This window comes from Pseudomonas fluorescens (assembly GCF_004683905.1).
Lineage (GTDB): Bacteria > Pseudomonadota > Gammaproteobacteria > Pseudomonadales > Pseudomonadaceae > Aquipseudomonas > Aquipseudomonas putida_A.
Genome location: NZ_CP038438.1, coordinates 3,268,674 through 3,292,397, shown reverse-complemented (window position 1 = coordinate 3,292,397; position 23,724 = coordinate 3,268,674). Strand labels below are relative to the sequence as shown.

The window sequence follows — 23,724 nt, the reverse complement described above, 5'->3', positions numbered from 1 at the left end:
GCGTTCATGATGCGTCGTGGAAGATGATGCCCAGAGTATGCCGATTTCCGCTGTGCAGGCGACTGACGCCGTGACGCATGGTCACTCGATAATCGCCGCGTGTGCCGTTGACCGGGCGCTGGTTGACCGCGAATATAACCGCGTCACCCTTGTGCAGAGCCACAACGTGCGGGCGCGATTGCATCCGTGGACGCTGCTCGGTCAGAACGAACTCACCACCGGTAAAATCCTCTCCGGGCTCCGACAGAAGAATCGCCACTTGCAGTGGGAAAACCAGTTCTCCGTACAGATCCTGATGCAGGCAGTTGTAGTCCTGCGGACCGTATTGCAACAGCAAGGGTGTCGGCCGCAGCTGGCCGGCAGCCTGACAGCGCTGCACAAACTCGGAATGGGTTGCGGGAAAGCGTACAGGCACATTCATGCGTTCGTACCAGCGGTTGGCCAGTGGCACCAGGCGCGGGTAAAACGCAGTGCGCAGACGTTCGATGGCTGTCGGCAGGGGATAGCTGAAGTACTTGTATTCCCCGCGACCGAAACCGTGGCGGGCCATGATGACCTGCGAACGAAACGGTTCGGTCTGCGAATACAGGGCGCTCAAGCGTTCACAGGTTTGCGCCGACAGCAACGAGCGGACGATGGCATAGCCATATTGATCCAGATGCTGTTCGAGGCTTGCCCAATCGAGCGCATCCAGCCGAGACGGGGACATTGACATGCTGACTCCTGAACCCTTTGGTCGAGGCTGTCAGTCTGGGCAAATACCGGCGGCAGAACACTCCGCCGCTTGCGGTCGAATCCCGAGTGTTGCGTTACAGGGCTTTGCTCACGGCGATGTCGCTGATCACGTCTTCGGTGGTGCCATGGATGGCGTCCAGTGCGGCCTTGGCCTCTTCGACGGTGCCGTTTTCCAGTTGCGCGAACTCGAAACGGCGTTCACCGTTGAGCTTGTATTTGATGACGTATTTGGTCGTTTGGGCCACGGTCGTGCTTACCTTTGTGTCAGGGGCGACTCAGCTCAGTTTGGAGCTGGAGCGGCGGATGATCTTGATCGAGTGGGTCAGGGTCGGCTTGCGCGTGACGCTGATGGCGCGACGGTTGACGGTGTCGATGGTGATGTTCCAGAAACCGGTGCTCGGCGCGGTGATGCGCGCAGGAAACGTGTCGAAAGCGCCGCCGTGGTAGGTGTGGCGGCCGCCGTTCTTGAACGCGCGGAAGTTGGCGTCGTTCATCAAGCGGATGTTGCAGGTTTGCGAGCATTGGATGACGACGATGTCGTCTTCGTTGAGGTGCTCGCGCTGGTGAATGAATTTCATGGGCGCCTCCAGAAGGGCTTTTTCTACAAAATCAAAACGATAGCATGTGCGATTGGCGCAGTTTATCAGCCCGAACGGGTTATTATCCCGCCGTCGAGCGCTGCTTTGACAATTAAAAACAGTTATTCGCGATTCCATGCGGGTTTAATGGAGTAAGCCTCGGAGAAAAATGGCATTACTGCTGTCCGAGGGTCTTTATGGGAGGTATTTGTATGAAGTGGGGTGTGGTGTGTCTGCCGTTGATGTTGGTCGTGGGTGGTTGCGCGAGTGTTTCCGAAATCAACGAAACCTTGCCCACCATGAGCGTGATTTCCGGCAAGAAACCCCATGAGTATGCTCAGTGCCTGGCCGACAAGCTTGCCAACAGCCGCGGCGCGCTGCAGATGCAGCCGCACAAGGATGGCGTGCGAGTGATTGTTCCCGGGAAATTTTCCACCGGCGCGGCTGCGGTGTTTGATATCGAAGACCGTTCCGGCGGCAGCAGCATCAAGCTGCATGAGCGGATGTCCAATGTGCCGGTTCGTCCCCGTGACGTGCAAAACGCCGCCAATGCCTGTATTTCCGGCTGATAGAATAGCGGCCATCAGCACCGATGCCGTCACAGTCTTGCTGTGACGGCATTTTCATTTCTGGAGTCGCGCATGAAGCGAGAGCAAGTACGGGAACGGCATGCAGAGGGCCTTATCTCTGCCACGCATGTGATTCAAAATCCGGCGAACCCGGGCGAGTGGATCGTGTTTTTCAAGAAGAGCGCCGGTCGTAGCTATTTTCTGGTGGACGATAACGACGAAGTCGAATCCTTTGCCCGGCTCGACGACCTGATCGAGATCGTGCGCGGGCTCGGGATCAAGTTCGCCGAGATCCACATGTAGGGTCTATTTGCAGACCACCACCACACTGCGGTTCTTGTAGTTGCCGACATCGACTCCCAGGGTCTTGTCGCTTTCCTTGGGCGCTGGCGTGCCGTCGGTACCGACGATGCGATAGCCAGTGCCCGCGCAGGAGGCGTCAGCCTTCTCGTAGCAGGTGGCCCAGGAGTTGGCTTCCCCGGAGCAGTCGATGCTCAAGCCCTGTTCGCCGTTGTTCAGGTAGGTGGTTTCCGAGGTGGCACAGCCACCGAGGGCCAATACCGCGATCAGCGGCAGCATTCTGTTCATGTTCATAAGTGTGTCGTCTTCAGCGAGGGAGGGGCTAAACGCTCTGACAGCGCCAGCATGAAAAGGTTATAGCGATTGGCCACTTGTTTTCATCATGCTGCGAGCGGCCACAAAAAAGCCCTGCACAAGGGCAGGGCTCGGCGCGTGTCGCAACAGATCAGTCCTGATCTTTGCCACGGCGTTTGGACGACGCAGGGGTGTCGGTGAATACCGACGCTACATCAGTCGCCAGCTGCTCGCTGTCGAAAGGACCGGCGATGTGTTCGCCATTGGTCGTGGTCAGGTTCCACTTGCCGTCTTTCTTGTCGATCACATACCCGTTGATGATTTTTACCGCGGCCATCTATCTGTCTCGTTCGCTGGTTCAAAGGCGCCATGATACCGACAAATCCTCACATTGGGGGATGATGAGCGTATGGTGATGCAGCGCATTTGCGTGTTTGAGCTACTCTGTTTTCGCGGGTCGCAGTCGCCAACGGAACTATCGGCGAGAATATTTCTCTATGTTGGCATCGGTTAGCCAGTGCGGGGCATTGTAAGGTGCACGCCGCCTGATTAGACTGCGCCGAAACTCGTACACACAGCCCTTTCAAGGACTTATATGATCAAGAAATGCTTGTTCCCAGCAGCCGGTTACGGTACTCGCTTCCTGCCAGCGACTAAAGCCATGCCCAAAGAAATGCTGCCGGTGGTAAACAAGCCACTGATCCAGTACGGCGTTGAAGAAGCTCTGGACGCTGGCCTGACTGAAATCTCGATCGTGACCGGTCGTGGCAAGCGCGCTCTGGAAGACCACTTCGACATCAGCTATGAGCTGGAAAACCAGATCAAAGGCACCGACAAGGAGAAATACCTGGTCGGCATCCGCAAGCTGCTCGACGAGTGCTCGTTCTCCTACACCCGTCAGACCGAAATGAAAGGCTTGGGCCACGCGATCCTCACCGGTCGCCCGCTGATCGGTGACGAGCCGTTCGCCGTGGTGCTGGCGGACGACCTGTGCGTCAACCTCGAAGGAGACGGCGTACTGACCCAGATGGTCAAGCTGTACAAGCAGTTCCGCTGCTCGATCATCGCCATTCAGGAAGTCGATCCGCAGGAAACCAGCAAGTATGGCGTGATCGCCGGCGAGATGATTCGCGATGACATCTACCGCGTACACAGCATGGTCGAGAAGCCAAAGCCGGAAGACGCGCCGTCGAACCTGGCAATCATCGGTCGTTACATCCTGACCCCGGACATCTTCGACCTGATCGAACAGACCGAACCAGGCAAGGGCGGTGAAATCCAGATCACCGACGCCCTGATGAAGCAGGCCCAGAACGGCTGCGTCATGGCCTACAAGTTCAAGGGCAAGCGTTTTGACTGCGGTGGCGCCGAAGGCTACATCGAAGCCACCAACTTCTGCTTCGAGAACTTCTACAAGACCGGCAAGGCTTACTGATAGCGCCGGACCTGCATCGCGAAGGGTGTGAAAGCACCCAAGTGAACGCACCCACAAACGCCCCGACTTGTTCGGGGCGTTTGTTTTTGTGCTGGAACAATCCTTGATCCTGGTGGTGCAATTTACTGGCGCCCTGTGAGCGCGCTGGCTGCTCTTTCAGGGAGGAGGGTACGTGCGAGCATGCTGGCTGCTCCGATTTCCCTCAGGCGGTACAGTAGAGCCCCATAAAGCGGGCTACCTGACCGCCCAAAACGAAAAAAGCTCCGTATCTTGCGATACGGAGCTTTTTCTTTATGCGTTACACCGGTTGTGATCTCTCGAAACCGATGCCTTCCGAGCGGTTACTGCTGCACGACATTCGCTGCGGCAGGGTCGACCTTTTTCGGCTTCATCAGGCTGAAGTCGATCAAGGCGCGCTGCTCGCGTTCGTACGGGTTGCCGATCATCAGCGGACGCGGTTTGAAGCTGTCGCTGACCAGACTCTTGCTGCGGTCCAGTTCATCGAAACTCAAACCGGCCATGTCCGCCCAGGTGTGGATCAGGTGCGAGCTGCTGTACGGCCGGCCGAGGTCGGCGGCGAAGTTCCAGTCGTGGTTCTCGCGCCATTTCGGCGACGCCCAGGCCATGAACGGAATGGTGTACATCGGCGCGGTCGGTTTGTTCTCGTTACGGCCGAGGGTGTTGTGGCCGGCGGAGTCGAACACGTCTTCACCGTGGTCGGAGAGGTACAGCAGGAAGCCGTTCGGATCGGACTTGGCGTAGTCCTTGATCAGGCTCGACACCACGAAATCGTTGTACAGCACGGCGTTGTCGTAGCTGTTGTAGGTCGGTACCTGATCGTCGCGCACACCGGCCGGCACGCCGGTACGGTCCTGGAACTTGTCGAAGGTCGGCGGATAACGGTACTGGTAGCTCATGTGAGTGCCGAGCAAGTGCACGACGATCAGCTTGCGCTGCGCCGGGTCGGTCAGCGCTTTGTTGAACGGCTCGATCACGTCACCGTCGTACTGCGCGGCGTTCTGGTTGCGGTTGTTGTTCAGGTACACCTGCTCGTCGGCCTGCTCGGAGAAGGTCGTGAGCATAGTGTTGCGCTTGGTCATGGTCTGCTGGTTGGTGATCCAGAAGGTCTTGTAACCGGCCTGTTTCATCATGCTGACCAGCGACGGCGTGGACAGGTACAGATCAGGGTTCTCTTCGTCGGCGAAGGTCAGGACCTGCTGCAGCGCTTCAATGGTGTAAGGGCGCGGGGTGATGACGTTGTCGAACACCGCGAGCTGATCCTTGAGCTTGTCCAGTTCCGGCGTGGTCTTGCGTCCATAGCCGTACAGGCTCATGCGCTGACGGTTGGTCGACTCGCCGATCACCAGCACCAGGGTCGACGGTTTATCGGCATCGGTCACCTTGAGGTTATGCAGCGGCGGAACCTTGCTGGTGCTGTGCAGCATGTCCTGCATGCCGGCCAGGGTGTCGAGGTAGCGGTGGTAAGCCACCGCCATCTGCCAAGGCACGGCTGGCTCGATGCGGTCTTCGAACTTCTCGAAACCGCCGGCGAAACTGCCGGTACGTTGGGTCTGTTTGATCAGCGGGTAGCCGACTACGGCGAAAACGATCGCGATCGCAGCCACGAACGCGCGGCCTCGGGGCATGTACACCGGGCGCAGGCGGGTCCACAGGAAATAGGCGAAAGCGGTATGGGCAAGGAACGCCGGGATCATCCACCAGGCAAAGTACTGGGTCATGTACTCGCCGGCTTCAGAGATGTTCGACTCGAACATGATGAAGATGACGCTTTGCGAGAATTCCTGCTGATAGATGAAGAAATAACCCAGGCTGGCCATCGAGCAGGCCCACAGGACGATACCGATCAGCGCGGCCAGCAGTTTGGTGCGTTTGGGAAACGCCAGCATCGGGGCGAGCCACAGCGCGCTCATCACGAAGGCCTGACGGAAACCGCTGAAACCGGAGGTGCCGGTCAGCTGAATCAACAGTTGGGTGATGCCCGAGAAATACCAGAAGAAAGCGAACAGCCAGAGAACCCCGGCCCAGTCGAAACCTGTCGCAGTCGTTTTGCTGCGTTTGAACAATGCCATTCAGCACTCCAGCTCATCGTCACTAACCACCGTCGGAGCGCTACATCAAACCGACGAACGGAAGCCGCGCGCAAACGCACGGCCAGAATGGGCCGGAGTATCACCAAGGTAGTGTGAAAACTTCGTTAGTTGCTGATCAGGGGGAGGGGAGCATCATGTCGGGAACGACAGGCGCCGTTCCCGAAGCTGGCGGGGCAGGTCAGGCGTGCGGATGGCGCTGGACCACCGGCAGAGGTTTGGGCTGAGCGCCCTGGGTCAGCGAGCGCAGCTGCGCCAGCTCCTGCTTCAACTGGTCGCGCTCGTCTTTCAACTGGCGCAATTCATCGCGACGGATCGTGACGTACAGGGTTTGTGGCGGCATTGCTGTGTGTACTGTGCCCATTGCTCACCTCGCAAATGGCGTGTCTCAACTGCAAATCGTCCCCGCGTCGGGGCTACTGACTTGCTATCGGCGCCAATTTTGATTTCTTTTGCCCGTGAATGGAACTTTTTTATTTTTCATGGTCGGTGTGTCTTCGGCAGGATTCGGGGCGTTATCAGTCTGGATCGGGCACAATGCCCGGAAACTTCATCGCAACGCTCTGGACTAACCTCCATCAGTCGCGTTGGGCTATAACCAATGACACACATTTATTTGTAGTAAGGAGCATCAGCACATGCAACTCGGGATTATTGGACTGGGCCGCATGGGCGGCAATATTGCGCGACGTCTGATGCTCAACGGTCACACCACCGTTGTTTACGACCGCAATACCGCTTTCATCGATAACCTGGTCGCCGAGGGCTCCACCGGCGTTGCCGACCTGCCCGCTCTGGTGGCAGGCCTGGCCAAGCCACGTGCCGTATGGGTCATGTTGCCGGCCGGCGCGCCGACCGAAGACACCATCAACACTCTGAGCGACTTGCTGGAAGCCGGTGACACCATCATCGACGGCGGCAACACCAACTATAAGGATGACATTCGCCGGGCGAAAACCCTGGCCGAGAAGGGCCTGCACTACATCGACGTCGGTACCTCCGGCGGCGTCTGGGGCCTGGAGCGCGGCTACTGCATGATGATCGGCGGCGACGCCGAGACCGTGAACCGTCTGGACCCACTGTTCGCAGCGCTGGCGCCGGGCATGGGCAACATTCCGCGTACCAGGGATCGCAAATCCGAGGATCACCGCGCCGAGCACGGCTACATCCACGCCGGTCCTGCCGGTGCCGGGCACTTCGTGAAGATGATTCACAACGGCATCGAGTACGGCATGATGGCCGCGTTCGCCGAAGGCTTCGACATCCTCAAGACCAAGTCCAGCGAGCGTCTGCCAGAAGATCAGCGTTTCGACCTGAACGTGGCCGACATCGCCGAAGTCTGGCGCCGTGGCAGCGTGGTCTCGTCCTGGCTGCTCGACCTGACCGCCGACGCACTGGCCAGCGACCCGAAACTCGACGGCTTCTCCGGTTCGGTGGCTGACAGCGGCGAAGGTCAATGGACCATCGAAGCGGCCATGGAGCAGGCGGTACCGGTTCCGGTGCTGTCCAACTCGCTGTTCTCGCGCTACCGCTCGCGCGGTCAGGGCACTTTTGGCGACAAGATTCTTTCGGCCCAGCGCTTCGGCTTCGGCGGCCACGTGGAGACACCGAAGAAATGACCCATACGATCCGCAGAAAATCCAAGGCAGAACCCGCACCACCGACCACGCTGTTTTTGTTCGGTGCCCACGGCGACCTGGTCAAGCGCTTGCTGATGCCGGCGCTGTACAACCTCAGTCGCGACGGCTTGCTGGACGAAAATCTGCGGATCGTCGGCGTTGATCACAACGCCATTACCGATGAAGCCTTCGCGCAAAAACTCGAAGACTTCATCCGTACCGAAGTGGCGGCGAAAGTCGGCAAGGGCGATCAGATGCTTGATCCGGCCTTGTGGGCCAAGCTCGCCAAAGGTATCAGCTACGTCCAGGGCGACTTCCTGGACGACAGCACTTATTCCGCGCTGGCGGCAAAAATTGCCGACAGCGGCACTGGCAATGCGGTGTTCTACCTGGCCACCGCGCCACGTTTCTTCAGCGAAGTGGTACGCCGTCTCGGCGCCGCCAAGTTGTTGGAGGAAACCCCGGAAGCATTCAGAAGGGTGGTCATCGAGAAGCCGTTCGGCTCCGATCTGCAAACTGCCGAAGCGTTGAACGCCTGCCTGCTCAAGGTCATGTCCGAGAAACAGATCTATCGGATCGACCATTACCTGGGCAAGGAAACCGTGCAGAACATTCTGGTCAGCCGGTTCTCCAACAGCCTGTTCGAAGCATTCTGGAACAACCATTACATCGACCACGTGCAAATCACCGCGGCGGAAACCGTCGGCGTCGAAACCCGTGGCAGTTTTTACGAGCACACCGGTGCGCTGCGTGACATGGTGCCCAATCACCTGTTCCAGCTGCTGGCAATGGTCGCCATGGAACCGCCGGCCGCGTTCGGCGCCGATGCGGTGCGTGGAGAGAAGGCCAAAGTGGTCGGCGCGATCCGCCCATGGAGCGTTGAAGAAGCGCGAGCCAATTCGGTACGCGGTCAGTACCGCGCCGGTGAAGTCGATGGCAAAGCGTTGAATGGCTATCGTCAGGAAGCCAACGTGGCGCCTGACAGCAACACCGAAACCTACGTCGCGCTGAAAGTCATGATCGACAACTGGCGCTGGGTCGGCGTGCCGTTCTACCTGCGCACCGGCAAGCGCATGAGCGTGCGCGACACCGAGATCGTCATCTGCTTCAAACCGGCGCCGTACGCGCAGTTCCGGGATACCGAGGTCGACGAGTTGCAGCCGACCTATCTGCGTATTCAGATCCAGCCTAACGAAGGCATGTGGTTCGACCTGCTGGCCAAACGGCCGGGGCCGGCGTTGAACATGGCCAACATCGAGCTGGGTTTTGCCTACAAGGATTTCTTCGAGATGCAGCCGTCCACTGGCTACGAAACGCTGATCTACGACTGCCTGACCGGCGACCAGACGCTGTTCCAGCGCGCCGACAACATCGAGAACGGCTGGCGTGCGGTGCAACCGTTCCTCGATGCCTGGCAACAGGATGCGAGTGTGCAGACTTACGCTGCCGGGGAAGACGGCCCGCAAGCCGCCAATGATCTGCTGACTCGCGACGGTCGCGTCTGGCATGGTCTGGGATGAGTGAATCGATCCGCTTTTTATTGAGTGACATGGACGGCACGCTGCTGCTGCCCGATCACAGTCTGAGCCAGCGCACCATTGACGCCGTTCGTTCGCTGCGCGAGGCCGGCGTGTTGTTCAGTCTGGCGACCGGACGCCCGCCCAAGGCCATGTTGCAGCAGATCGAAGCCTTGGGTGTCGATCTGCCGACCGCCGCCTTTAATGGCGGCACCATCGTCAATCCGGATGGCAGTCTGTTGGTGGCGCATTACCTGCCGGTGCCGACCGCGCTGATTGCTCTGGCGTTGTTCGCTGACCAGCCGGATGTGGAGATCTGGGTGTTCAGCGGTGGTGACTGGTTGCTCAAGGATCCGCACGGGCCGATGGTGCCGCGCGAACAGCACGGCCTCGGTTATCCGCCGGTGGTGGTCGAGAGTTTCGAACCGTACCTGGAGCGCATCGACAAGATCGTCGCCACCAGTAACAACACCGATCTGCTGATCGAGCTTGAGGCGCGCCTGTTAGCCAAAGTCAGCGGCATGGCTCAGGTTTCGCGTTCGCAACCGGTGTACCTGGACGTGACGGCGCTGGAGGCCAACAAGGGCACCGCACTGGCAACCATTGCCGCGCACCTCGATATCCCGCTGGCGCAGACCGCCGCGATTGGCGATGGCGGCAACGACCCGGCGATGTTCCATTGCGCGGGATTGTCGATTGCCATGGGGCAGGCGGAAGAGGCGGTGAAGCGCCAGGCTGACGTGGTCACCGCACCAAACACCGACGACGGCGTGGCGCAGGCGATCGAGAAGTACATCCTCGGTCGCTGATTCATCCGGAAACAAACTGTGGGAGCGGGCTTGCTCGCGAATGCGGAGTATCAGTCAACACATCAAGTGCCTGACACTCCGCATTCGCGAGCAAGCCCGCTCCCACAGTTTTAATCGCGTGTAGTCAGAGCCATTGGCTGAGCGCCTGCCAATGTGGGAGTGAGCCTGCTCATACCGGTTGATCGAGAGTTGCCAGCGCCATTGGCTCACCGCCCTGACAATGTGGGAGCGAGCTTGCTCGCGAATGCGGTGCATCAGTCAACACATCAAGTGCCTGACACTCAGCATTCGCGAGCAAGCCCGCTCCCACAGTTTTATCGCGTGTTGTCAGAGCCAGTAACTCACCGCATACCAGCCCAGCAACCCCATCACTACGGTGTACGGCAACGCCATCCACACCATCCGCCCGTACGACAGGCGCACCAGCGGCGCAATCGCCGAGGTCAGCAGGAACAGGAACGCCGCCTGACCATTGGGCGTCGCCACGCTTGGCAGGTTGGTGCCAGTGTTGATCGCGATCGCCAGGGTCTCGAAATGCTCGCGGCTCATGTGCCCGGACAGGAAAGCCTGTTTCACTTCGGTGATGTAGATCGTGGCGACGAACACGTTATCGCTGATCGCCGATAGCAGGCCGTTGGCGATGAACAGCATGCCCGGCTGTTGTTCCGCCGGCAGCGCCAGCACCCACTGGATCAGCGGGGCGAACAGTTGTTGATCGTGAATCACCGCGACCACGGCGAAAAACACCACCAGCAATGCAGTGAACGGCATGGCGTCCTTGAACGCGCTGCCCAGACGATGCTCGTCGGTGATGCCGGTGAACGCGGTGATCAGCACGATCACCATCAGGCCGATCAGCCCGACCTCCGCGGCGTGAAACGCCAGGCAGCCAATCAGGATCAATGCGGCAGCGCCTTGCACCAGCAGGGCGGCACGCTGACGCGGGGTGCGTTCGGCGTTGTCTTCGGCGGCGTAATTGGCCAGCACGGCGCGGACGTTGTCCGGCAGCAGGGTGCCGTAGCCAAACCAGCGCAGTTTTTCCAGCAGCACGCAGGTCACCAGACCCGCCGCCAGCACCGGCAACGAAACCGGCGCGACTTTCTGGAAAAACTCTGCGAAGTGCCAGCCCATTTCATGACCGATCAGCAGATTCTGCGGCTCACCCACCAGGGTGCAGACCCCACCGAGTGCGGTGCCGACCGCGCCGTGCATCAGCAGGCTGCGCAGGAATGCGCGGAATTGCTCCAGGTCTTCATGGTGCAGGGCCGGCAGATGGCGGTCGTCGCTGAATTCGCTGTCCTGACGCGGATCATTGCCCGAGGCCACGCGGTGGTAGACCGAATAGAAGCCGACCGCCGCGCTGATGATCACCGCGGTTACGGTCAAGGCATCGAGAAACGCCGACAAAAAAGCTGAGAGAAAGCAGAACATCAGCGCCAGCAGCGCCTTGGAGCGCACGCCCAGCAGCAACCGTGAGAACAGAAACAGCAGCAGATCCTTCATGAAGTAGATGCCCGCGACCATGAACATCAGCAGCAGGATCACCGGGAAGTTGTGCACCAGTTCATCGTACAGGGCCTGTGGTGAGGTCATCTTCAGCAGCAGGGCTTCGATCAGCAACAAGCCACCGGGCATCAATGGATAGCACTTGAGGGCCATGGCCAGGGTGAAAATGAATTCGATCACCAGCAGCCAGCCGGCGGCGACCGGGCCGACAGTGAACAGCACCACGGCGTTGAGGATCAGGAACCCGACGATGCACGCCTTGTACCAGCGGGGCGAATGCCCGAGGAAGTTATGCGCGAACGCCTGAGCCAGTGAACCGGACATCGGTTGCTCCTTGTATTAAGAAGCGCGCAAGTTGCCGCAAGTGCCTGGCAAGTTCAAGTCCGGGAAGTTATTGATTCAGATAACGCGCGACCATGGCGCGGTAGTTGCCGTCGAGCGAGTAGCCGCCGACAAGAATTTTCCGGTCTGGCTGGATCGCGAGAGAATTGGCGGTATCCAGGCTGCGGCCCAGGCGCGTGCGCAACCAGCCGTGGCCGTTGCCGAAGCTTCGGTCGAGATGACCATCAGCTTTATAGCGAGCAACGATGAAGTCGGCCTCGACGCCGCCGATCGTTGCACCCACCGCCATGATCCGACCATCCGCCATGCGTTGCGCGGCGCTCCACTGGCAACCACTGGGACCGATTTCCAGCAGATGCGGGTGGCCAGTGTCGTTGCGCCAGTCCGGGCGGCCGTTAGGATGCAGGCTCAGCGCCAGGCAGCGGATCGGATCGCGACTGCTGCCAAAACAGTGCAGATGTTCCTTTGACTCGATGACCTGACAGACCATCGCGCTTTTGCCGTTGGCTTTGAAAGCCAGGAAGCCATCCACCGCGAAGCGCTCATCAAGACGCCCGTCAGGCAGGTAGCGCGCCACCAGCCCCTCCTGGGGAAAATCAATTGAGCCGGCGACAAGGATCCGCCCGTCCTTCTGCAATACGAGGCTGCTGAGCCACGTGTTGAGCAGCAAATGTCGAATCATCACGAAACCGCGCCCATTGAAGCTTGCATCGAGCGTCCCGTCTGGCGTCAGGCGGATCAGCATTCCGGCATGGTCGGCGAGTTCGAAGTGGTGATTGGCGATCAGCAGAATATGCCCGTCGTCCTGCACGGCGATGTCACAGGCTTCAGCACCCGGTACGCCGGGAGGCAGCCAGCAGTCACGGGAACCGATGGACAGGTCGCCGGGCAGGCGCACTACTTTGCGACCATTTTCACCAAAGCTCGGGTCGGGGATACCCTCGGTGCTGAACAGGGCAAGGGCGGGCAGGGTGCGATGGGCGTTTTGATAATGCAGCCCGGCCAGCAGGATTCGTCCGTCGGGCAATACCTGGACCTTGCCACCGGTGGCCTCAAAACCGCGTTCGAACTCGCCAATCACGCTGCCATGCTGGCCGAAAGCGAGGTCGGCCGAACCGTCCGCAAGTAGGCGTGCCAGACCGAAACGACTGCCTTGAGCAGTGCCGACCTTGGCGGCGACCAGCACGCGCCCCTGTCGATCCAGTGCGACACCCTGAGTCATGCTGGAAACACTGCCGGCGAAATACACTTGGGCGACGCCAGTGTTGGCAAATTGTTTGTCGAGTTGCCCGGAACTGTTGAGTAGTGCCGGGCGCGCAAAGGCGTTCTCGGGTGACATGCATGCCTCTCCTTGCAAGTTGACCAGGCCCGAATGGGCGGTAACTGCATGAGCGGAACATTCAATCCCTGAATACACGCAAGTTCAACTGACAGAACTAACAGGTGGAGGGTCGCACTGTGCCATAACAGTGTCTTTTTGAACCAAACGAAAGCCTGCCAAGCAGTGGCGCCTGGCAGGTTGAAGAAAGTTGTACAGAAGTATTGAAGATAAACAGCAGCGGATAACTAACAAAGAACAGAGCGGATGACGTGAAAGTCATCCGCATCAGCCTCTGATCAATGTGGCATCGACCACGATTGCAGCAGGTAACCTTCTTTGCTCAATTCGGCGCGGGCCTGTTGCAACAGCAGTTCCAGTTGCGCCGGGTCAGAGTAGGCGCTGCTCGGAATCTGCTGGCGACCGATGTGCGAGTTGGTACGGTCGATGACGGTCAGGTTCAGTTCGCCATTGCCGTCTTGTGGGGCCCAGGCCACGCACTGAAAGGGTTTGAACGCGTGGTTGGCAATCAAAAGAGCTTCGTTGATACGGAGCGGGGCGGTCATTGGGGTCTTCTCTCTGTCGTGCCCATTCAAGTGATGTGCCGTCGGTTGGGCTTACCGTTCGGCTGGTTACTTGTACTGATGCACGCAACCCCGTGGCAGGTCACACACGAAACAAAGAAATTTCAACTTAATTGCTCAGGCTCAACATTCCGAACGTTTTTGAAAGCCTGGTGAAAGATAGCAACTCGATAGCTGACTAATAAACTTGCTTCTTATAACTCGTTAGCTTGTACACCTATAAGCAATCGATACAAGGCCCTGTCAATTTCTTGCTAATGTTACAGTCGGGTCTGCCAAATGACTGTTTTTACAATAATTTCCTTAAATTTGGCGCCAAGGAACAGTCATGATCGAAGCGCCTGCGTTACGACGTTTATTGGTGGTCGACCCGTGCGACGACTGTCACCGGTTATTACCTGGTTTGCGCTCGGTGGGCTGGGATGTCGACAGTTGTACCCTGGAAAATGCCGCCGATCGGACATGCGATGTCGGGCTGCTGCGACTGCAACCTTTTCACCTTGAACGTCCCGAAGCGGTCAAGGAACTGATCAGCCGCAGCGGCACCGAGTGGATCGCGGTGTTGAACCAGGAAGTCCTGCGGTTGCAGAACGTCGGTGACTTCGTCTGCGAATGGTTTTTCGATTTCCACACCTTGCCGTTCGATGTCTCACGGGTTCAGGTGACCCTGGGCCGCGCGTTCGGCATGGCGCGTTTGCGCGGGCAAGGCACGATTCACGTCGACCAGCCTGAACACGAGTTACTCGGCGACAGCAAGCCGATCCGCGAACTGCGCAAATTATTGAGTAAACTGGCACCGACCGAATCCCCGGTACTGATCCGCGGTGAAAGCGGCACCGGTAAAGAACTGGTGGCGCGCACGCTGCATCGCCAGTCCCAGCGCCACAGCAAGCCGTTCGTGGCGATCAATTGCGGGGCGATTCCCGAACACTTGATTCAATCCGAACTGTTCGGTCACGAAAAAGGCGCCTTTACTGGGGCGCATCAGCGCAAGGTCGGGCGCATCGAGGCCGCGAATGGCGGCACGCTGTTTCTCGATGAAATCGGCGATCTGCCGCTGGAATTGCAGGCCAATCTGCTGCGTTTTCTGCAGGAGAAACACATCGAACGCGTCGGCGGCAGTCAGCCGATCCCTGTGGATGTTCGCGTGCTGGCAGCTACCCACGTCGACCTCGAAGCGGCGATCGAGAAAAAGCGTTTTCGCGAAGACCTGTATTACCGCCTCAATGTGCTGCAAGTGGTGACCGCGCCATTGCGCGAGCGCCACGGTGATCTGTCGATGCTGGCCAACCATTTCTCGCATTTTTACAGCCACGAAACCGGCCGCCGCCCGCGCAGCTTCAGTGAGGATGCGTTGATCGCCATGGGCAAGCACGACTGGCCAGGCAACGTTCGAGAACTGGCCAACCGAGTGCGACGGGGCCTGGTTCTGGCAGAAGGCCGACAGATCGAAGCCCGGGACCTGGGATTGCTCAGTCAGCACACGATTTCGACGCCGATGGGTACGCTGGAAGACTACAAAACGCGCGCCGAACGCCAGGCGCTGTGCGATGTGTTGAACCGCCACAGCGACAACCTTAGTGTGGCGGCGAAAGTACTGGGCGTGTCGCGGCCGACGTTTTATCGCCTGCTGCACAAACACCAGATTCGCTAGAGACCAAAGCCCAAAAGATCGCAGCCTGCGGCAACTCTTACAGGGATTAACCCTGTAGGAGATGCCGCAGGCCGCGATCTTTTGCTTTAGAAGTAGTACGGGAATTTCAGGCTGAAGGAAAAGTCGGGGGCATCCGGGGTCATGCCGATCGACAGGTTGGGCACGATAGTCAGGTTGTCCGTGGCGGCAATGGTCATGCCGACGTTGAAGTAGCCTGCGTTGGCGTCACTGGACACCACCGATTGCCAATCCCCGCCATCGGGTTTGAGTTTGCTCCTGCGTTGCACCAGATCAGACATCGAAAACGACATACTCATCTTTTCGTTCAGCGCAAACGCAATACCGGCGCCGATCTGGAAGCTGTCGCCAATGCTGACCTTGCCCGGGGTTTTCTGGTTGACGGTCGAGCTGATGTCGTCGAACGACTCCTCCAGGTTGTGGGTGTAGGACAAGCTGCCGAACAGCACTGCCGGGTCGAACGTCTTGACCAGCGAAACCCCGGGTGTGATCGACCAGACACCGTTACCGGTTGGCAGCGTGTCAGGCACGAACAGGTTGGAGTTGGCGTCGGTCTGGCGCAGTTTGATGCCGAACGGGTCCTTGCCGGTTGGCGCCTTGACCCGCAGGGTGACCACGGCGTCCGGCGTGTTGACCGACTCGTCGAGGAACTTGTAGGCAATACCGAAGTTGACGTCGCCGATGGTCGGATCGCGCGAAACATCCTGTTCCGTCGTGACGTTGGACGCACCACCGTTGCCGCCACCGGACTGGTAGGTCGATTCGCGGTAAACCACCGGCACGTTCACGTCGAACTGCCAACGGTTGTCGAAGTTGTAGCGCCCGGTCAGATCCAGCGTCCAGGTGTCGGCCTTGATCCGGTCGAGGTTGATGTTGCCCAGAAAGATCGAGTCCAGCGCGAGGAAACCGTTGAGGATCAGCTGCCGGGTGTCGTAACGCGAATAGGTCACGCCGGTTTCAAAGCTGAATTTACCGCCGCCGAAGAAGCCGCTGGCCTCGTCGTAGAGGTTGGACACACTCTGGGCCGGTTGCGAATCGTCGGCCAGCGACTGGCCGTAAGAAGCGCCGCTGCCCCCGGCGGCGCCCCCCGACGCTGCTGCCGCGCCAACGCCGGGAGCCCCGGTACCGGTCGCGACTTTTGGATTGCCTTTCATGTCAGACGGCGACTTGGCCAGCCGTTTGGGTTGCGGGGCTGCCGGTTGATCTTCGACCTGACGGACCCGTTGTTCGAGCACCGCCAGGGCCTTTTGTTGCACTTCGTATCGTTGCTTCAGCTCCAGAAGTTCCTGTTTCAGGGTCTCCACATCTGCGTCGGGTGCTGCTTGCAGCATCGCCGCGGGTAGAAGAGTACTCAGACATACAGCGGCACGCAGTGATACTGATCGATACATGAATAAGCCGTCCCTTTAAGCCCAATGATCGAGACTCAGCGTAGTTCAATATCCGATATTGCGTAGTGCCCTGAGTTGAGTCAGGTTGCAGTCCAGTGCGCCGGGGCTGATGCCGTTATTGTTAAGCACAACATTGAGTTGGGTCATGTTGTTGACCACGTTGGCGCTGCCGAGCAGGCGGGTGTTCTGCAGCAGGCCACCCTGGGCCACTTGTTGCAGGGCGGTGCCTTGATTGCCCGAGGCCTGAATGGCCATTTGCACGCCACTGTTGGTGGCCGAAACGGCGACACTGCCGGCGGCATTGCTGGCCCCGATGGTCTGCCCGGCCATCAGGGCCTGGCCTTGTGCGGGTGCCAGCGGAGGAGGGGTGTTGGCTTCTTTTACATTGATGGCCACATTGTTGCTGGCGGTGTTGCCGTCGCCGGCGGCGCGTACGCTTTGGGTCACGCCCTGGCTGCTGTTGAGTGCCGCGCCACCAATGACATTGCCAGTGCCCGGAGTCGGGGTGCTGCCGTTGCCCTGTTCCTTGATGGTCGAGACATAGAATTCCGGTTTGATCGTGGCGGCCTGGATTTGCATCGACGTCGCAGCGCCGATCAGATCACCGCTGGCGTTGCGCCAGGTACTGCTCATGACAATGCCGAAGCTGATGATCCGCCCCGGCATGACGTAACGACCACGAAGCTGGGACAGCTCCTGATCCTGAACTTCGATGGGTTTGAATCCTGCATTGGCATAGCCTGACGCGCTCGCTGCCAGGCAGGCGGCGGCCAGCCAGTATGAGGTTTTCATCTGCTGCTCCCGGGACATCCAGCCCCATTCTTTATAATCGGCGATTAAAAGAAGTCGCTCTGTATGAACCCGAAGTCCATCAATTCGGCATCTCTGACAGGGTTGAAGTTATCCAGCTTGTTCTTCGCGGTCAGCGGGGTCGGCGGCATGCGCAATGCATTGGTTTTGTCATAACCGGGGCCGACGATGGCGAAGACGATGCCGTTCCAACCTTTGACAAAGTCATCATGGGCGTAGCGTTTATGGCCTAAGACGGGATCTCCGATATAAACCCAATCCTTGTCCGAACGCTGCAGCACCACGAAATGCTTGTAGCCGCGAATTTCCATCAGTACCACCACCGGGATTGTTACGTCGTCGAGTTTTTCCGGTGGAATCTTGTAGCCCCTGGCGCGCATGCCGATGCTTTCTATGTAGCGCTTCATGTCCAGCATGGAGAAACCTTGAGTACGAACAAGGTCCTGGTCAGCGTTGACCAGCATGCCTTTGATGATGTGCTCTTCATCGACGTCGAGCCAATAAGCCTGGCGCAGTACCGTGGCCAGCGCGGCGGCGCCGCAGCTGAAATCGGTTTTTTGTTCGACGATGTCGGCAAACTTGCGTTCACGAATGCTTTGCACGTTCTTGTAGACGAGTACGCCGCCGGGCAGGGCAGCGACGGGCATCTGGGCAGCCTGGGTCAGGCCGGACAGGCAAAGCAGGGCGATAAAGGCAGTCTTACGCATGATCGATACGCCTTTGCGGACTGAGGAAAAGCCCCGTTTCCGGGGCTTTCGTTTCGATCGCGATTACATGCAGGCTTTGCAACCTGCAGCGATGGACAGCGAGTTGCTTTGTTGGTTGCCAACACCGGCAGCGTTGTTGAAGCCACCGTTACCCGACCAGTTGTTGCCTACGTTGGTCATGCTGGCGTTGTTGGTAACTGGGTTTTTCCAGCCGTCTGGGGTCAGCACTTGTTGCGTGGTTACACCAGCAAGACCGAAGGCACCCACAGCTTCGAAGGTGGCTTTCTGATCTTTGCTGCCGCCATTGCCGCCATGGCCTTTGTCGTCGTTGCCATAACCGCCACCGCCGTGGCTGTCACCTTTGATGGTAGCTTCGCCCACGGCGCCGAATACGCCGACGGCGGCGACAGTGCCAGTGAGGGTGTCTTTTTTGTAGGTCTGAGTGCCGTTGTTGCCGACTTGCAGACCGGTGGTGCTTTGGTTGGCAGCAGCAGCGGCTTGCGCTACACGACCACCGGACACAGCGATTGCCAGGTTGTTTTTCTGTTGGTTGAAGTTGCCGGCAGCGTTGTTCACGCCGATGTTACCCGAGCCACTGTTGCCGACGTTGTTCATGCCGGCGTTGTTGGTGCTGGAGTAGTTGCCAACGGTGTTGTTGCTGTTGACTTGAGTGGCGCTGGAAGCGGACACCGCAGAGCCGAAGATGAAGCTTTCGTCAGCGGTGGCCAGAGCCGCGGCGTTGTCTTGCTGGTTGCCGTCACCGGCCACGTTGTTGGCGCCGATGTTGCCGTTGGCGCCGTTAAGCGAGCCACTGATGCCGGCGTTGTTCTGGGTGCCCTGGTTCAGGACGGTGTTACCGCCGTTGTTTTGCACGTCGAGCACTGCAGCACCGGCACCTGCGCCGATTTGCAGCAGTTCTTCCAGGGTAGGGCCTTTTGGTGGAGGAGGGTTGTGACCGTGACCACCGTTGTTACCATGATCATTGCCGCCTGCTTGAGCCGCCATTGCCATTACTGCTGCAAGTGCGAAAACCAGTGGTTTGAGAGCCATTGTAGTTTTCATGGTGTTTCTCCATCGTGCTTATTAGTTGGTTAAGTGTTGGTACTTTCTAATTGCACTGCTTTTGTTGTTTGGGTCAGTCAGCGACCCGGATGCTCAGGGTGTTAGCCATACGGTTCCCCACCCCGGCACTCTGGTTCACCTGAATCACCCCTCGGCTGCCGGTGAAGGCCTGATCACTTGTCGTGACCTGGCGACTGCCGGGTGAGGTGCCAGTTGCTCCTGAGCTCGGTAAAAGCGCCACGTTCTGTTGCGACAGGGCGCTGTCGTCAACGCTTTGCGGGGCAGCACTGATGCTGACGCGCGTCACGTTGGCCATCTGGTTGTTGGCACCGGCGCCCTGGTTCACGCCCAGGATCCCGTTGCCATTACTGAAAGAGGTGCCGCCAATGGTGGCGCTGGCGTTCATCGACGGGTTGGCAGGGGTATCCAGCTTTTGCCTGACGATGGTGGTGGCACTGGCATTGGTGCCAATGGCGATCGCTTTGGTGTTGGTCTGTTGCATCTGGTCGCCGGCGGCCTGGTTGACATTGAAGTTGCCGCGGTACTGCACACCGGTATCCTGGATGTCTGCGTTGTTCACGGAACTCGGATCGGCCATGACGCTGGCACAGCTGAAGAGGGCAAGCAGCAGAAGGGAACGATTCATCTCATTGACCTCCAGCCATGCGAGTCAGCGGCGCCAGACCGGTGCTCAGCGAGCGATTGATCGTGTTGGAGATCGTGCCGCCACCGCCGCCGCCGTGACCGGCACTCATGCCAGGCAGGCCGTTGGGGTTGGTCAGCACGTTCATGCCGGGCATGTCCGAGTTCGGCGCGATCATGTTGCTGCGGATCGAAGCGCCGCTGGCGACACTGGCAAAGTCGCCATCACTGAGTTCGGTGCTGGTCATCGCTTGATGGATTCGATCGGAAGGGTTGGCGTTGACCGTGGTTGGATACGGGTCTTTGCCACCGCTGCGCCCGATTGCAATGGGCTGGACGTCGCGGTTGAGAACGATCACGCCATTGCCTTCGGCCTGAACGTTGAAACTGATGAATGTGCTGGCGGCTGATCCAATCAGCAGAAGGCAGGTCAGGCCTTTATTGATATTCCCCACGGCGGCAATTCCTTCTTCAGTGGGCTGGCTCTTGTCAGCGTTGGGAAGGAGAGAGCGAAAGCTGTGCCGCTTTTGAGTTGTCTATTGTTTTCAACGGGTTGGCGCTGCGGAACGCAATCTTGATACATAACCTGTTTCAGCGCTGAAACAGTCATGTCGACAGCGGCGGGGGCATGGGCGGTGCAAAGCTCTGGAACAAGGGTTTGCCGGGGACTGTTTCACTGGCGTAACAGATGCCCTTGCAGAATGATGAAGGCCATTTAAACGGCTGCTTTGCGCGGAGTCGGGTGTTTCAAGAATGGACACTTGGGCTCCGAAAGGAGCTGTTTGCCAGGTCAATCAGCCATTAAACGCGCCACTGCTTCGAAAGCTTGAGACTGCCGTTCATCCCAGTTGCCCTGAATGATCTGCAACGGTTGCCCGTGCTGTTCCAGCCAGTCGCGGGTGGCCTGAAAGAACGCCATGCGTTCACTGAGCTGCGGCTGGCAGCGTTGGCCGTCGTCGGTCCAGTCGATCTGCTCCGGCGACAACAGCAGATGCAGGTCGTAATGCCGGGCCAGCAGCTCGGGTTCCAGCCACGCCGGGCAGTCGCCAAACAGGGTCTGGCTCCAGAGGATGTTGCTCAGCAAATGGGTATCGAGAATCAGCAATTGCGGTTGCTGCGCCCGTGCCTGATCCTCCCATTGCAACTGCCCACGGGCGATAGCGGGGATGTCGTTGAGGCAGGTATCGCGTGGATTCTGCTCGATGAACCAGCGCACGTATTCGTCCACCCGCAGGCCGCCGAAGCGCGCCTGAAGGCCAGCGGCCAGCCAGCTCTTGCCGGTGGATTCCGGGCCGGTGAGGACAACCACCTTCATCGCTGCAGCGCCGGATCGGCGCGCCATTCGCGCCAGCCTTGCACAGCAATCAGGGTGAACAGGGCATACAGCGCGGCAGTAAGGTACAGACCCTTGTACAGGAACAGGCCGACGAAAATCACATCCAGCACGAACCACAGCGCCCAGCATTGCAGACGTTTCTGCGCCATCCACAATTGCGCAACCAGACTGAACGCCGTCAGCGCGGCATCGAGCCACGGCTGCGCCGCGTCGGTCCAGTGCGCCATGGCCGCACCCAGCAGCAGGCTGCCGAGGGCGCCTACGCTCAGGCCGAGCAGTATCGAGCGCTGATCCAGGCGCGTGACTTCACGGCCGTCATGCATCGTCCCGGCGCGGGTCCACTGCCACCAGCCGTAGACTTGCAGCGCGGCGTAAATCACTTGCAGCAACATGTCCGAGTACAGCTTCACGTCATAGAAAATCCAGCTGTACAGCAACACCATGACCAGGCCGATCGGCCAGCACCACGGATTCTGTTTGACCGTCAGCCAGACGGCGATCACACCGAGGGCGGCGGCAAACAGTTCAAGCCCGGACATGGGGGTTCCTTGGGGGAGTTGAGGAGGGAGCGGATTGTACCCAAAAACCTGTAGGAGTGAGCCTGCTCGCGATGGCGGTGGGTCAGCCGCTCTGTGGTTGACTGATACGACGCTATCGCGAGCAGGCTCACTCCTACAGGGGGAGCGGGGTCAGACGCGGAACTGGCGCAGAAGCTGGTTCAGCTGTTCACTCAATTGCCCCAACTTCACGCTCGCCACACTCGACTGCTCCGCCGCCAACGCCGTACTGTGCGACAGCCCGGCGGCCTGCGTGACGTTCTGGTTGATATCCTCGACCACATGCGCCTGTTGCAGTGTGGCGCTGGCAATCGAGGCATTCAGGCCGTTGAGATTGCGCAGGGCCTGGCCGATCGCGTTAAGGCTGGCACCGGCGAGGCCGGCCTGTTCGATGGTCAGTTGCGAGGCCTTGCTGCTGTCGCCAATGACTTTCACCGCCGCTTCGGAATGATTCTGCAGGCGTTCGATCATGCTCTGGATTTCCGCCGTCGACTTTTGCGTGCGCTGCGCCAGCAACCGCACTTCATCGGCCACCACCGCAAAGCCCCGGCCCTGTTCCCCGGCGCGGGCCGCTTCGATGGCCGCGTTGAGCGCCAGCAGGTTGGTTTGCTCGGCAATCGAGCGGATCACCTCCAGCACACTGCCGATCTGCGTACTTTCGGCCGCCAGGGTGCGAATCACTTCGACCGCTTGGTCAATGGTTCCGGACAACTTGTCGATCTGTTGCAGACTGCCGTCGATGTTGATCTGGCCCTGCTGCGCCTGAGCTTCGGCATCGCGCATTTCAGCGGCAGCATGTTCGGCGTTCTTCGCTACGTCCTGTACGCCGTAGGTGACTTCGTTGATCGCGGTCGCCACCAGTTCCATCTGCTGCGATTGCTGTTGGCTGCGCTGCTGGGCCTGAGTCGCATCGTTGCCCAGTTCACTGGACGACTGACCCAGCGCACTGGCCGAAACCTGCAGGTCACCGATGACCCGGCGCAACTTGGCGGTGAAGGCGTTGAAGTGATGCGCCAGTTGCGTGACTTCGTCCTGACCGTGGGTGTCGAGGCTGCGGGTCAGGTCGCTCTCGCCGCTGGCGATGTTGGCCATGGCGTTCACGGTTTCCTGTAACGGACGGACGATGCTGCGGGCAATCAAAATCACCAGCAGGGCCATGATCACGGCGATCACCAAACCAATCACTGAAGCCTTGATTAACTGCCCCCGGAACTCGCTCTGCACATCATCGACGTAAACGCCCGAACCGAGCACCCAGCCCCACGGCTCGAACAATTTTACATAGGAGGTTTTCGCCACCGGTTCGCTGGCACCGGGCTTGGGCCAGCGGTAATCGACCATGCCCGCGCCTTTGCTTTTGGCGATCGCGACCATCTCGTTGAACACCGCGAAACCGTCCGGGTCGCGGATCGCCGAAAGGTTCTGGCCTTCGAGTTTGGGGTTGGTCGGGTGCATGACCATCACGGGGGTGAGGTCGTTGATCCAAAAGTAATCGCTCTGGTCGTAGCGCAGGCCACGAATGGCGGTCAACGCCTGTTTCTGCGCGGCGTCGCGGGTCAGGGTGCCGGCGGTTTCCAGGTCGTGGTAATAGGTCAGCAGGCCGCTGGCGGTCTGCACCACATGCTGGGTTTTCTGCGCCTTGGCGTGGTACAGGTCATCGTGGATCTGCTTGAGCATCAACACGCCCAAGGTCAACAACATGACCACCGCCACAATCAAAATGAGCCACAAGCGTCGGCTGATCGACACACTGCGCAAGCTGTTCATAACGCTGTCACTCCGATTTCTTTTTCTTGTAATAAATCAACGCCAGCATCCAACCACGTTTGGGTG

26 protein-coding genes are annotated in these 23,724 nt (G+C 59.1%); 7 read left to right on the top strand and 19 right to left on the bottom strand.

Features of this window, described 5'->3' with window-relative positions:
* Nucleotides 1-4: 4 nt before the first annotated feature.
* The 3 genes from E4T63_RS15000 to E4T63_RS14995 form a co-directional block, all read right to left on the bottom strand.
* The gene (locus E4T63_RS15000) at nt 5-715 is read right to left on the bottom strand and encodes a 2OG-Fe(II) oxygenase (RefSeq protein ID WP_135295892.1); all 711 of its coding nucleotides are present in this window, start codon (nt 713-715) and stop codon (nt 5-7) included.
* A 94-nt stretch (nt 716-809) separates the two neighbouring features.
* The gene (locus tag E4T63_RS28540; RefSeq protein WP_096796544.1) at nt 810-980 is read right to left on the bottom strand and encodes a hypothetical protein; all 171 of its coding nucleotides are present in this window, start codon (nt 978-980) and stop codon (nt 810-812) included.
* Between the two features lie 30 nt (nt 981-1,010).
* Nucleotides 1,011-1,313: a DUF1883 domain-containing protein gene (locus E4T63_RS14995; RefSeq protein WP_024164475.1), complete on the bottom strand. Its 303-nt coding sequence runs from the start codon at nt 1,311-1,313 to the stop codon at nt 1,011-1,013.
* Between the two features lie 212 nt (nt 1,314-1,525).
* Between E4T63_RS14995 and E4T63_RS14990 the strand changes: the two genes are divergently transcribed.
* Both E4T63_RS14990 and E4T63_RS14985 read left to right on the top strand, forming a co-directional pair.
* Entirely contained in the window at nt 1,526-1,882 is a 357-nt protein-coding gene (locus E4T63_RS14990) for a hypothetical protein (protein ID WP_027612690.1), read from the top strand.
* Between the two features lie 72 nt (nt 1,883-1,954).
* Complete coding sequence (locus E4T63_RS14985; RefSeq protein WP_003225391.1) at nt 1,955-2,185, top strand: hypothetical protein; 231 nt, start codon at nt 1,955-1,957, stop codon at nt 2,183-2,185.
* 3 nt (nt 2,186-2,188) lie between these two features.
* Here the strand turns inward: E4T63_RS14985 and E4T63_RS14980 are convergent, their stop codons facing one another.
* Nucleotides 2,189-2,476 carry a hypothetical protein gene (locus tag E4T63_RS14980; RefSeq protein WP_007964655.1) on the bottom strand — a complete coding sequence of 96 codons (288 nt, stop codon included), beginning with the start codon at nt 2,474-2,476 and terminating at the stop codon, nt 2,189-2,191.
* 151 nt (nt 2,477-2,627) lie between these two features.
* The gene (locus tag E4T63_RS14975; RefSeq protein ID WP_007964653.1) at nt 2,628-2,813 is read right to left on the bottom strand and encodes a hypothetical protein; all 186 of its coding nucleotides are present in this window, start codon (nt 2,811-2,813) and stop codon (nt 2,628-2,630) included.
* Nucleotides 2,814-3,071: 258 nt separating this feature from the next.
* Between E4T63_RS14975 and galU the strand changes: the two genes are divergently transcribed.
* Nucleotides 3,072-3,911, top strand: coding sequence for a UTP--glucose-1-phosphate uridylyltransferase GalU (galU, locus tag E4T63_RS14970; RefSeq protein ID WP_007912230.1), 840 nt, complete (start codon nt 3,072-3,074; stop codon nt 3,909-3,911).
* A gap of 341 nt (nt 3,912-4,252) precedes the next feature.
* On the opposite strand, the gene E4T63_RS14965 is transcribed toward galU, so the two are convergent.
* Together E4T63_RS14965 and E4T63_RS14960 are read right to left on the bottom strand one after the other, a co-directional pair.
* On the bottom strand, nt 4,253-6,001 hold the full coding sequence (locus E4T63_RS14965; RefSeq protein WP_135295891.1) for a phosphoethanolamine transferase CptA: 1,749 nt from the start codon (nt 5,999-6,001) through the stop codon (nt 4,253-4,255).
* Nucleotides 6,002-6,200: 199 nt separating this feature from the next.
* Nucleotides 6,201-6,383: a DUF6026 family protein gene (locus E4T63_RS14960; RefSeq protein ID WP_007964649.1), complete on the bottom strand. Its 183-nt coding sequence runs from the start codon at nt 6,381-6,383 to the stop codon at nt 6,201-6,203.
* 274 nt (nt 6,384-6,657) lie between these two features.
* Here E4T63_RS14960 and gnd point away from each other — a divergent pair, with 274 nt between their 5' ends.
* From gnd to E4T63_RS14945, 3 genes are read left to right on the top strand one after another with little or no spacing between them, the layout of a single operon-like run.
* Nucleotides 6,658-7,638 carry a phosphogluconate dehydrogenase (NAD(+)-dependent, decarboxylating) gene (gene gnd, locus E4T63_RS14955; protein WP_098964149.1) on the top strand — a complete coding sequence of 327 codons (981 nt, stop codon included), beginning with the start codon at nt 6,658-6,660 and terminating at the stop codon, nt 7,636-7,638.
* Nucleotides 7,635-9,158 carry a glucose-6-phosphate dehydrogenase gene (gene zwf, locus E4T63_RS14950; RefSeq protein WP_047598529.1) on the top strand — a complete coding sequence of 508 codons (1,524 nt, stop codon included), beginning with the start codon at nt 7,635-7,637 and terminating at the stop codon, nt 9,156-9,158. The genes gnd and zwf overlap by 4 nt, the downstream gene beginning before the upstream one ends.
* The gene (locus E4T63_RS14945) at nt 9,155-9,964 is read left to right on the top strand and encodes an HAD family hydrolase (protein WP_096796547.1); all 810 of its coding nucleotides are present in this window, start codon (nt 9,155-9,157) and stop codon (nt 9,962-9,964) included. The genes zwf and E4T63_RS14945 overlap by 4 nt, the downstream gene beginning before the upstream one ends.
* 327 nt (nt 9,965-10,291) lie before the next feature.
* Here E4T63_RS14945 and nhaB read toward each other — a convergent pair whose 3' ends face one another.
* From nhaB to E4T63_RS14930, 3 genes are all read right to left on the bottom strand, one after another.
* Nucleotides 10,292-11,794: a sodium/proton antiporter NhaB gene (gene nhaB / locus E4T63_RS14940; protein WP_135295890.1), complete on the bottom strand. Its 1,503-nt coding sequence runs from the start codon at nt 11,792-11,794 to the stop codon at nt 10,292-10,294.
* A 67-nt stretch (nt 11,795-11,861) separates the two neighbouring features.
* Nucleotides 11,862-13,151, bottom strand: coding sequence for a hypothetical protein (locus E4T63_RS14935; RefSeq protein WP_134786492.1), 1,290 nt, complete (start codon nt 13,149-13,151; stop codon nt 11,862-11,864).
* A 278-nt stretch (nt 13,152-13,429) separates the two neighbouring features.
* Nucleotides 13,430-13,696 carry a hypothetical protein gene (locus E4T63_RS14930; protein WP_003225374.1) on the bottom strand — a complete coding sequence of 89 codons (267 nt, stop codon included), beginning with the start codon at nt 13,694-13,696 and terminating at the stop codon, nt 13,430-13,432.
* A 346-nt stretch (nt 13,697-14,042) separates the two neighbouring features.
* On the opposite strand from E4T63_RS14930, the gene E4T63_RS14925 reads away from it, so the two are divergent.
* A complete protein-coding gene (locus E4T63_RS14925; RefSeq protein WP_134786491.1) occupies nt 14,043-15,368 on the top strand; it encodes a sigma-54 dependent transcriptional regulator in 1,326 nt (441 codons plus the stop codon).
* A gap of 86 nt (nt 15,369-15,454) precedes the next feature.
* Here the strand turns inward: E4T63_RS14925 and E4T63_RS14920 are convergent, their stop codons facing one another.
* The 9 genes from E4T63_RS14920 to E4T63_RS14875 form a co-directional block, all read right to left on the bottom strand.
* Nucleotides 15,455-16,777 carry a hypothetical protein gene (locus E4T63_RS14920; protein ID WP_098964145.1) on the bottom strand — a complete coding sequence of 441 codons (1,323 nt, stop codon included), beginning with the start codon at nt 16,775-16,777 and terminating at the stop codon, nt 15,455-15,457.
* A 45-nt stretch (nt 16,778-16,822) separates the two neighbouring features.
* The gene (locus tag E4T63_RS14915) at nt 16,823-17,569 is read right to left on the bottom strand and encodes a hypothetical protein (protein WP_027612700.1); all 747 of its coding nucleotides are present in this window, start codon (nt 17,567-17,569) and stop codon (nt 16,823-16,825) included.
* Nucleotides 17,570-17,613: 44 nt separating this feature from the next.
* Complete coding sequence (locus E4T63_RS14910) at nt 17,614-18,294, bottom strand: C39 family peptidase (protein WP_007964629.1); 681 nt, start codon at nt 18,292-18,294, stop codon at nt 17,614-17,616.
* 63 nt (nt 18,295-18,357) lie between these two features.
* Nucleotides 18,358-19,356, bottom strand: a complete 999-nt coding sequence (locus tag E4T63_RS14905) for a heme utilization protein (protein WP_098964144.1) — start codon at nt 19,354-19,356, stop codon at nt 18,358-18,360.
* A 73-nt stretch (nt 19,357-19,429) separates the two neighbouring features.
* Complete coding sequence (locus E4T63_RS14900; RefSeq protein WP_098964143.1) at nt 19,430-20,002, bottom strand: adhesin; 573 nt, start codon at nt 20,000-20,002, stop codon at nt 19,430-19,432.
* Nucleotide 20,003: 1 nt separating this feature from the next.
* On the bottom strand, nt 20,004-20,453 hold the full coding sequence (locus tag E4T63_RS14895; RefSeq protein WP_135295889.1) for a hypothetical protein: 450 nt from the start codon (nt 20,451-20,453) through the stop codon (nt 20,004-20,006).
* A 335-nt stretch (nt 20,454-20,788) separates the two neighbouring features.
* Nucleotides 20,789-21,313: an AAA family ATPase gene (locus E4T63_RS14890; RefSeq protein ID WP_135296931.1), complete on the bottom strand. Its 525-nt coding sequence runs from the start codon at nt 21,311-21,313 to the stop codon at nt 20,789-20,791.
* Nucleotides 21,310-21,873, bottom strand: coding sequence for a nicotinamide riboside transporter PnuC (pnuC, locus tag E4T63_RS14885; RefSeq protein WP_098964140.1), 564 nt, complete (start codon nt 21,871-21,873; stop codon nt 21,310-21,312). Before pnuC ends, E4T63_RS14890 begins: the two co-directional genes overlap by 4 nt.
* Before the next feature lie 150 nt (nt 21,874-22,023).
* Nucleotides 22,024-23,658, bottom strand: a complete 1,635-nt coding sequence (locus E4T63_RS14875) for a methyl-accepting chemotaxis protein (RefSeq protein ID WP_103366999.1) — start codon at nt 23,656-23,658, stop codon at nt 22,024-22,026.
* Nucleotides 23,659-23,724 lie beyond the last annotated feature (66 nt).

Excerpts from the sequence above, each read along its gene's own strand:
- pnuC (WP_098964140.1), bottom strand. The coding sequence starts at position 21,873 with ATGTCCGGGCTTGAACTGTTTGCCGCCGCCCTCGGTGTGATCGCCGTC.
- E4T63_RS14875 (WP_103366999.1), bottom strand. The coding sequence starts at position 23,658 with ATGAACAGCTTGCGCAGTGTGTCGATCAGCCGACGCTTGTGGCTCATT.
- E4T63_RS14920 (WP_098964145.1), bottom strand. The coding sequence starts at position 16,777 with ATGTATCGATCAGTATCACTGCGTGCCGCTGTATGTCTGAGTACTCTT.
- E4T63_RS14995 (WP_024164475.1), bottom strand. The coding sequence starts at position 1,313 with ATGAAATTCATTCACCAGCGCGAGCACCTCAACGAAGACGACATCGTC.
- E4T63_RS15000 (WP_135295892.1), bottom strand. The coding sequence starts at position 715 with ATGTCAATGTCCCCGTCTCGGCTGGATGCGCTCGATTGGGCAAGCCTC.
- gnd (WP_098964149.1), top strand. The coding sequence starts at position 6,658 with ATGCAACTCGGGATTATTGGACTGGGCCGCATGGGCGGCAATATTGCG.
- E4T63_RS14925 (WP_134786491.1), top strand. The coding sequence starts at position 14,043 with ATGATCGAAGCGCCTGCGTTACGACGTTTATTGGTGGTCGACCCGTGC.
- E4T63_RS14910 (WP_007964629.1), bottom strand. The coding sequence starts at position 18,294 with ATGCGTAAGACTGCCTTTATCGCCCTGCTTTGCCTGTCCGGCCTGACC.
- E4T63_RS14985 (WP_003225391.1), top strand. The coding sequence starts at position 1,955 with ATGAAGCGAGAGCAAGTACGGGAACGGCATGCAGAGGGCCTTATCTCT.
- E4T63_RS14980 (WP_007964655.1), bottom strand. The coding sequence starts at position 2,476 with ATGAACATGAACAGAATGCTGCCGCTGATCGCGGTATTGGCCCTCGGT.
- E4T63_RS14900 (WP_098964143.1), bottom strand. The coding sequence starts at position 20,002 with ATGAATCGTTCCCTTCTGCTGCTTGCCCTCTTCAGCTGTGCCAGCGTC.
- galU (WP_007912230.1), top strand. The coding sequence starts at position 3,072 with ATGATCAAGAAATGCTTGTTCCCAGCAGCCGGTTACGGTACTCGCTTC.
- E4T63_RS14990 (WP_027612690.1), top strand. The coding sequence starts at position 1,526 with ATGAAGTGGGGTGTGGTGTGTCTGCCGTTGATGTTGGTCGTGGGTGGT.
- nhaB (WP_135295890.1), bottom strand. The coding sequence starts at position 11,794 with ATGTCCGGTTCACTGGCTCAGGCGTTCGCGCATAACTTCCTCGGGCAT.
- E4T63_RS14945 (WP_096796547.1), top strand. The coding sequence starts at position 9,155 with ATGAGTGAATCGATCCGCTTTTTATTGAGTGACATGGACGGCACGCTG.
- E4T63_RS14975 (WP_007964653.1), bottom strand. The coding sequence starts at position 2,813 with ATGGCCGCGGTAAAAATCATCAACGGGTATGTGATCGACAAGAAAGAC.
- E4T63_RS14935 (WP_134786492.1), bottom strand. The coding sequence starts at position 13,151 with ATGTCACCCGAGAACGCCTTTGCGCGCCCGGCACTACTCAACAGTTCC.
- E4T63_RS14915 (WP_027612700.1), bottom strand. The coding sequence starts at position 17,569 with ATGAAAACCTCATACTGGCTGGCCGCCGCCTGCCTGGCAGCGAGCGCG.
- E4T63_RS14905 (WP_098964144.1), bottom strand. The coding sequence starts at position 19,356 with ATGAAAACTACAATGGCTCTCAAACCACTGGTTTTCGCACTTGCAGCA.
- E4T63_RS14890 (WP_135296931.1), bottom strand. The coding sequence starts at position 21,313 with ATGAAGGTGGTTGTCCTCACCGGCCCGGAATCCACCGGCAAGAGCTGG.
- zwf (WP_047598529.1), top strand. The coding sequence starts at position 7,635 with ATGACCCATACGATCCGCAGAAAATCCAAGGCAGAACCCGCACCACCG.
- E4T63_RS14930 (WP_003225374.1), bottom strand. The coding sequence starts at position 13,696 with ATGACCGCCCCGCTCCGTATCAACGAAGCTCTTTTGATTGCCAACCAC.
- E4T63_RS14960 (WP_007964649.1), bottom strand. The coding sequence starts at position 6,383 with ATGGGCACAGTACACACAGCAATGCCGCCACAAACCCTGTACGTCACG.
- E4T63_RS14965 (WP_135295891.1), bottom strand. The coding sequence starts at position 6,001 with ATGGCATTGTTCAAACGCAGCAAAACGACTGCGACAGGTTTCGACTGG.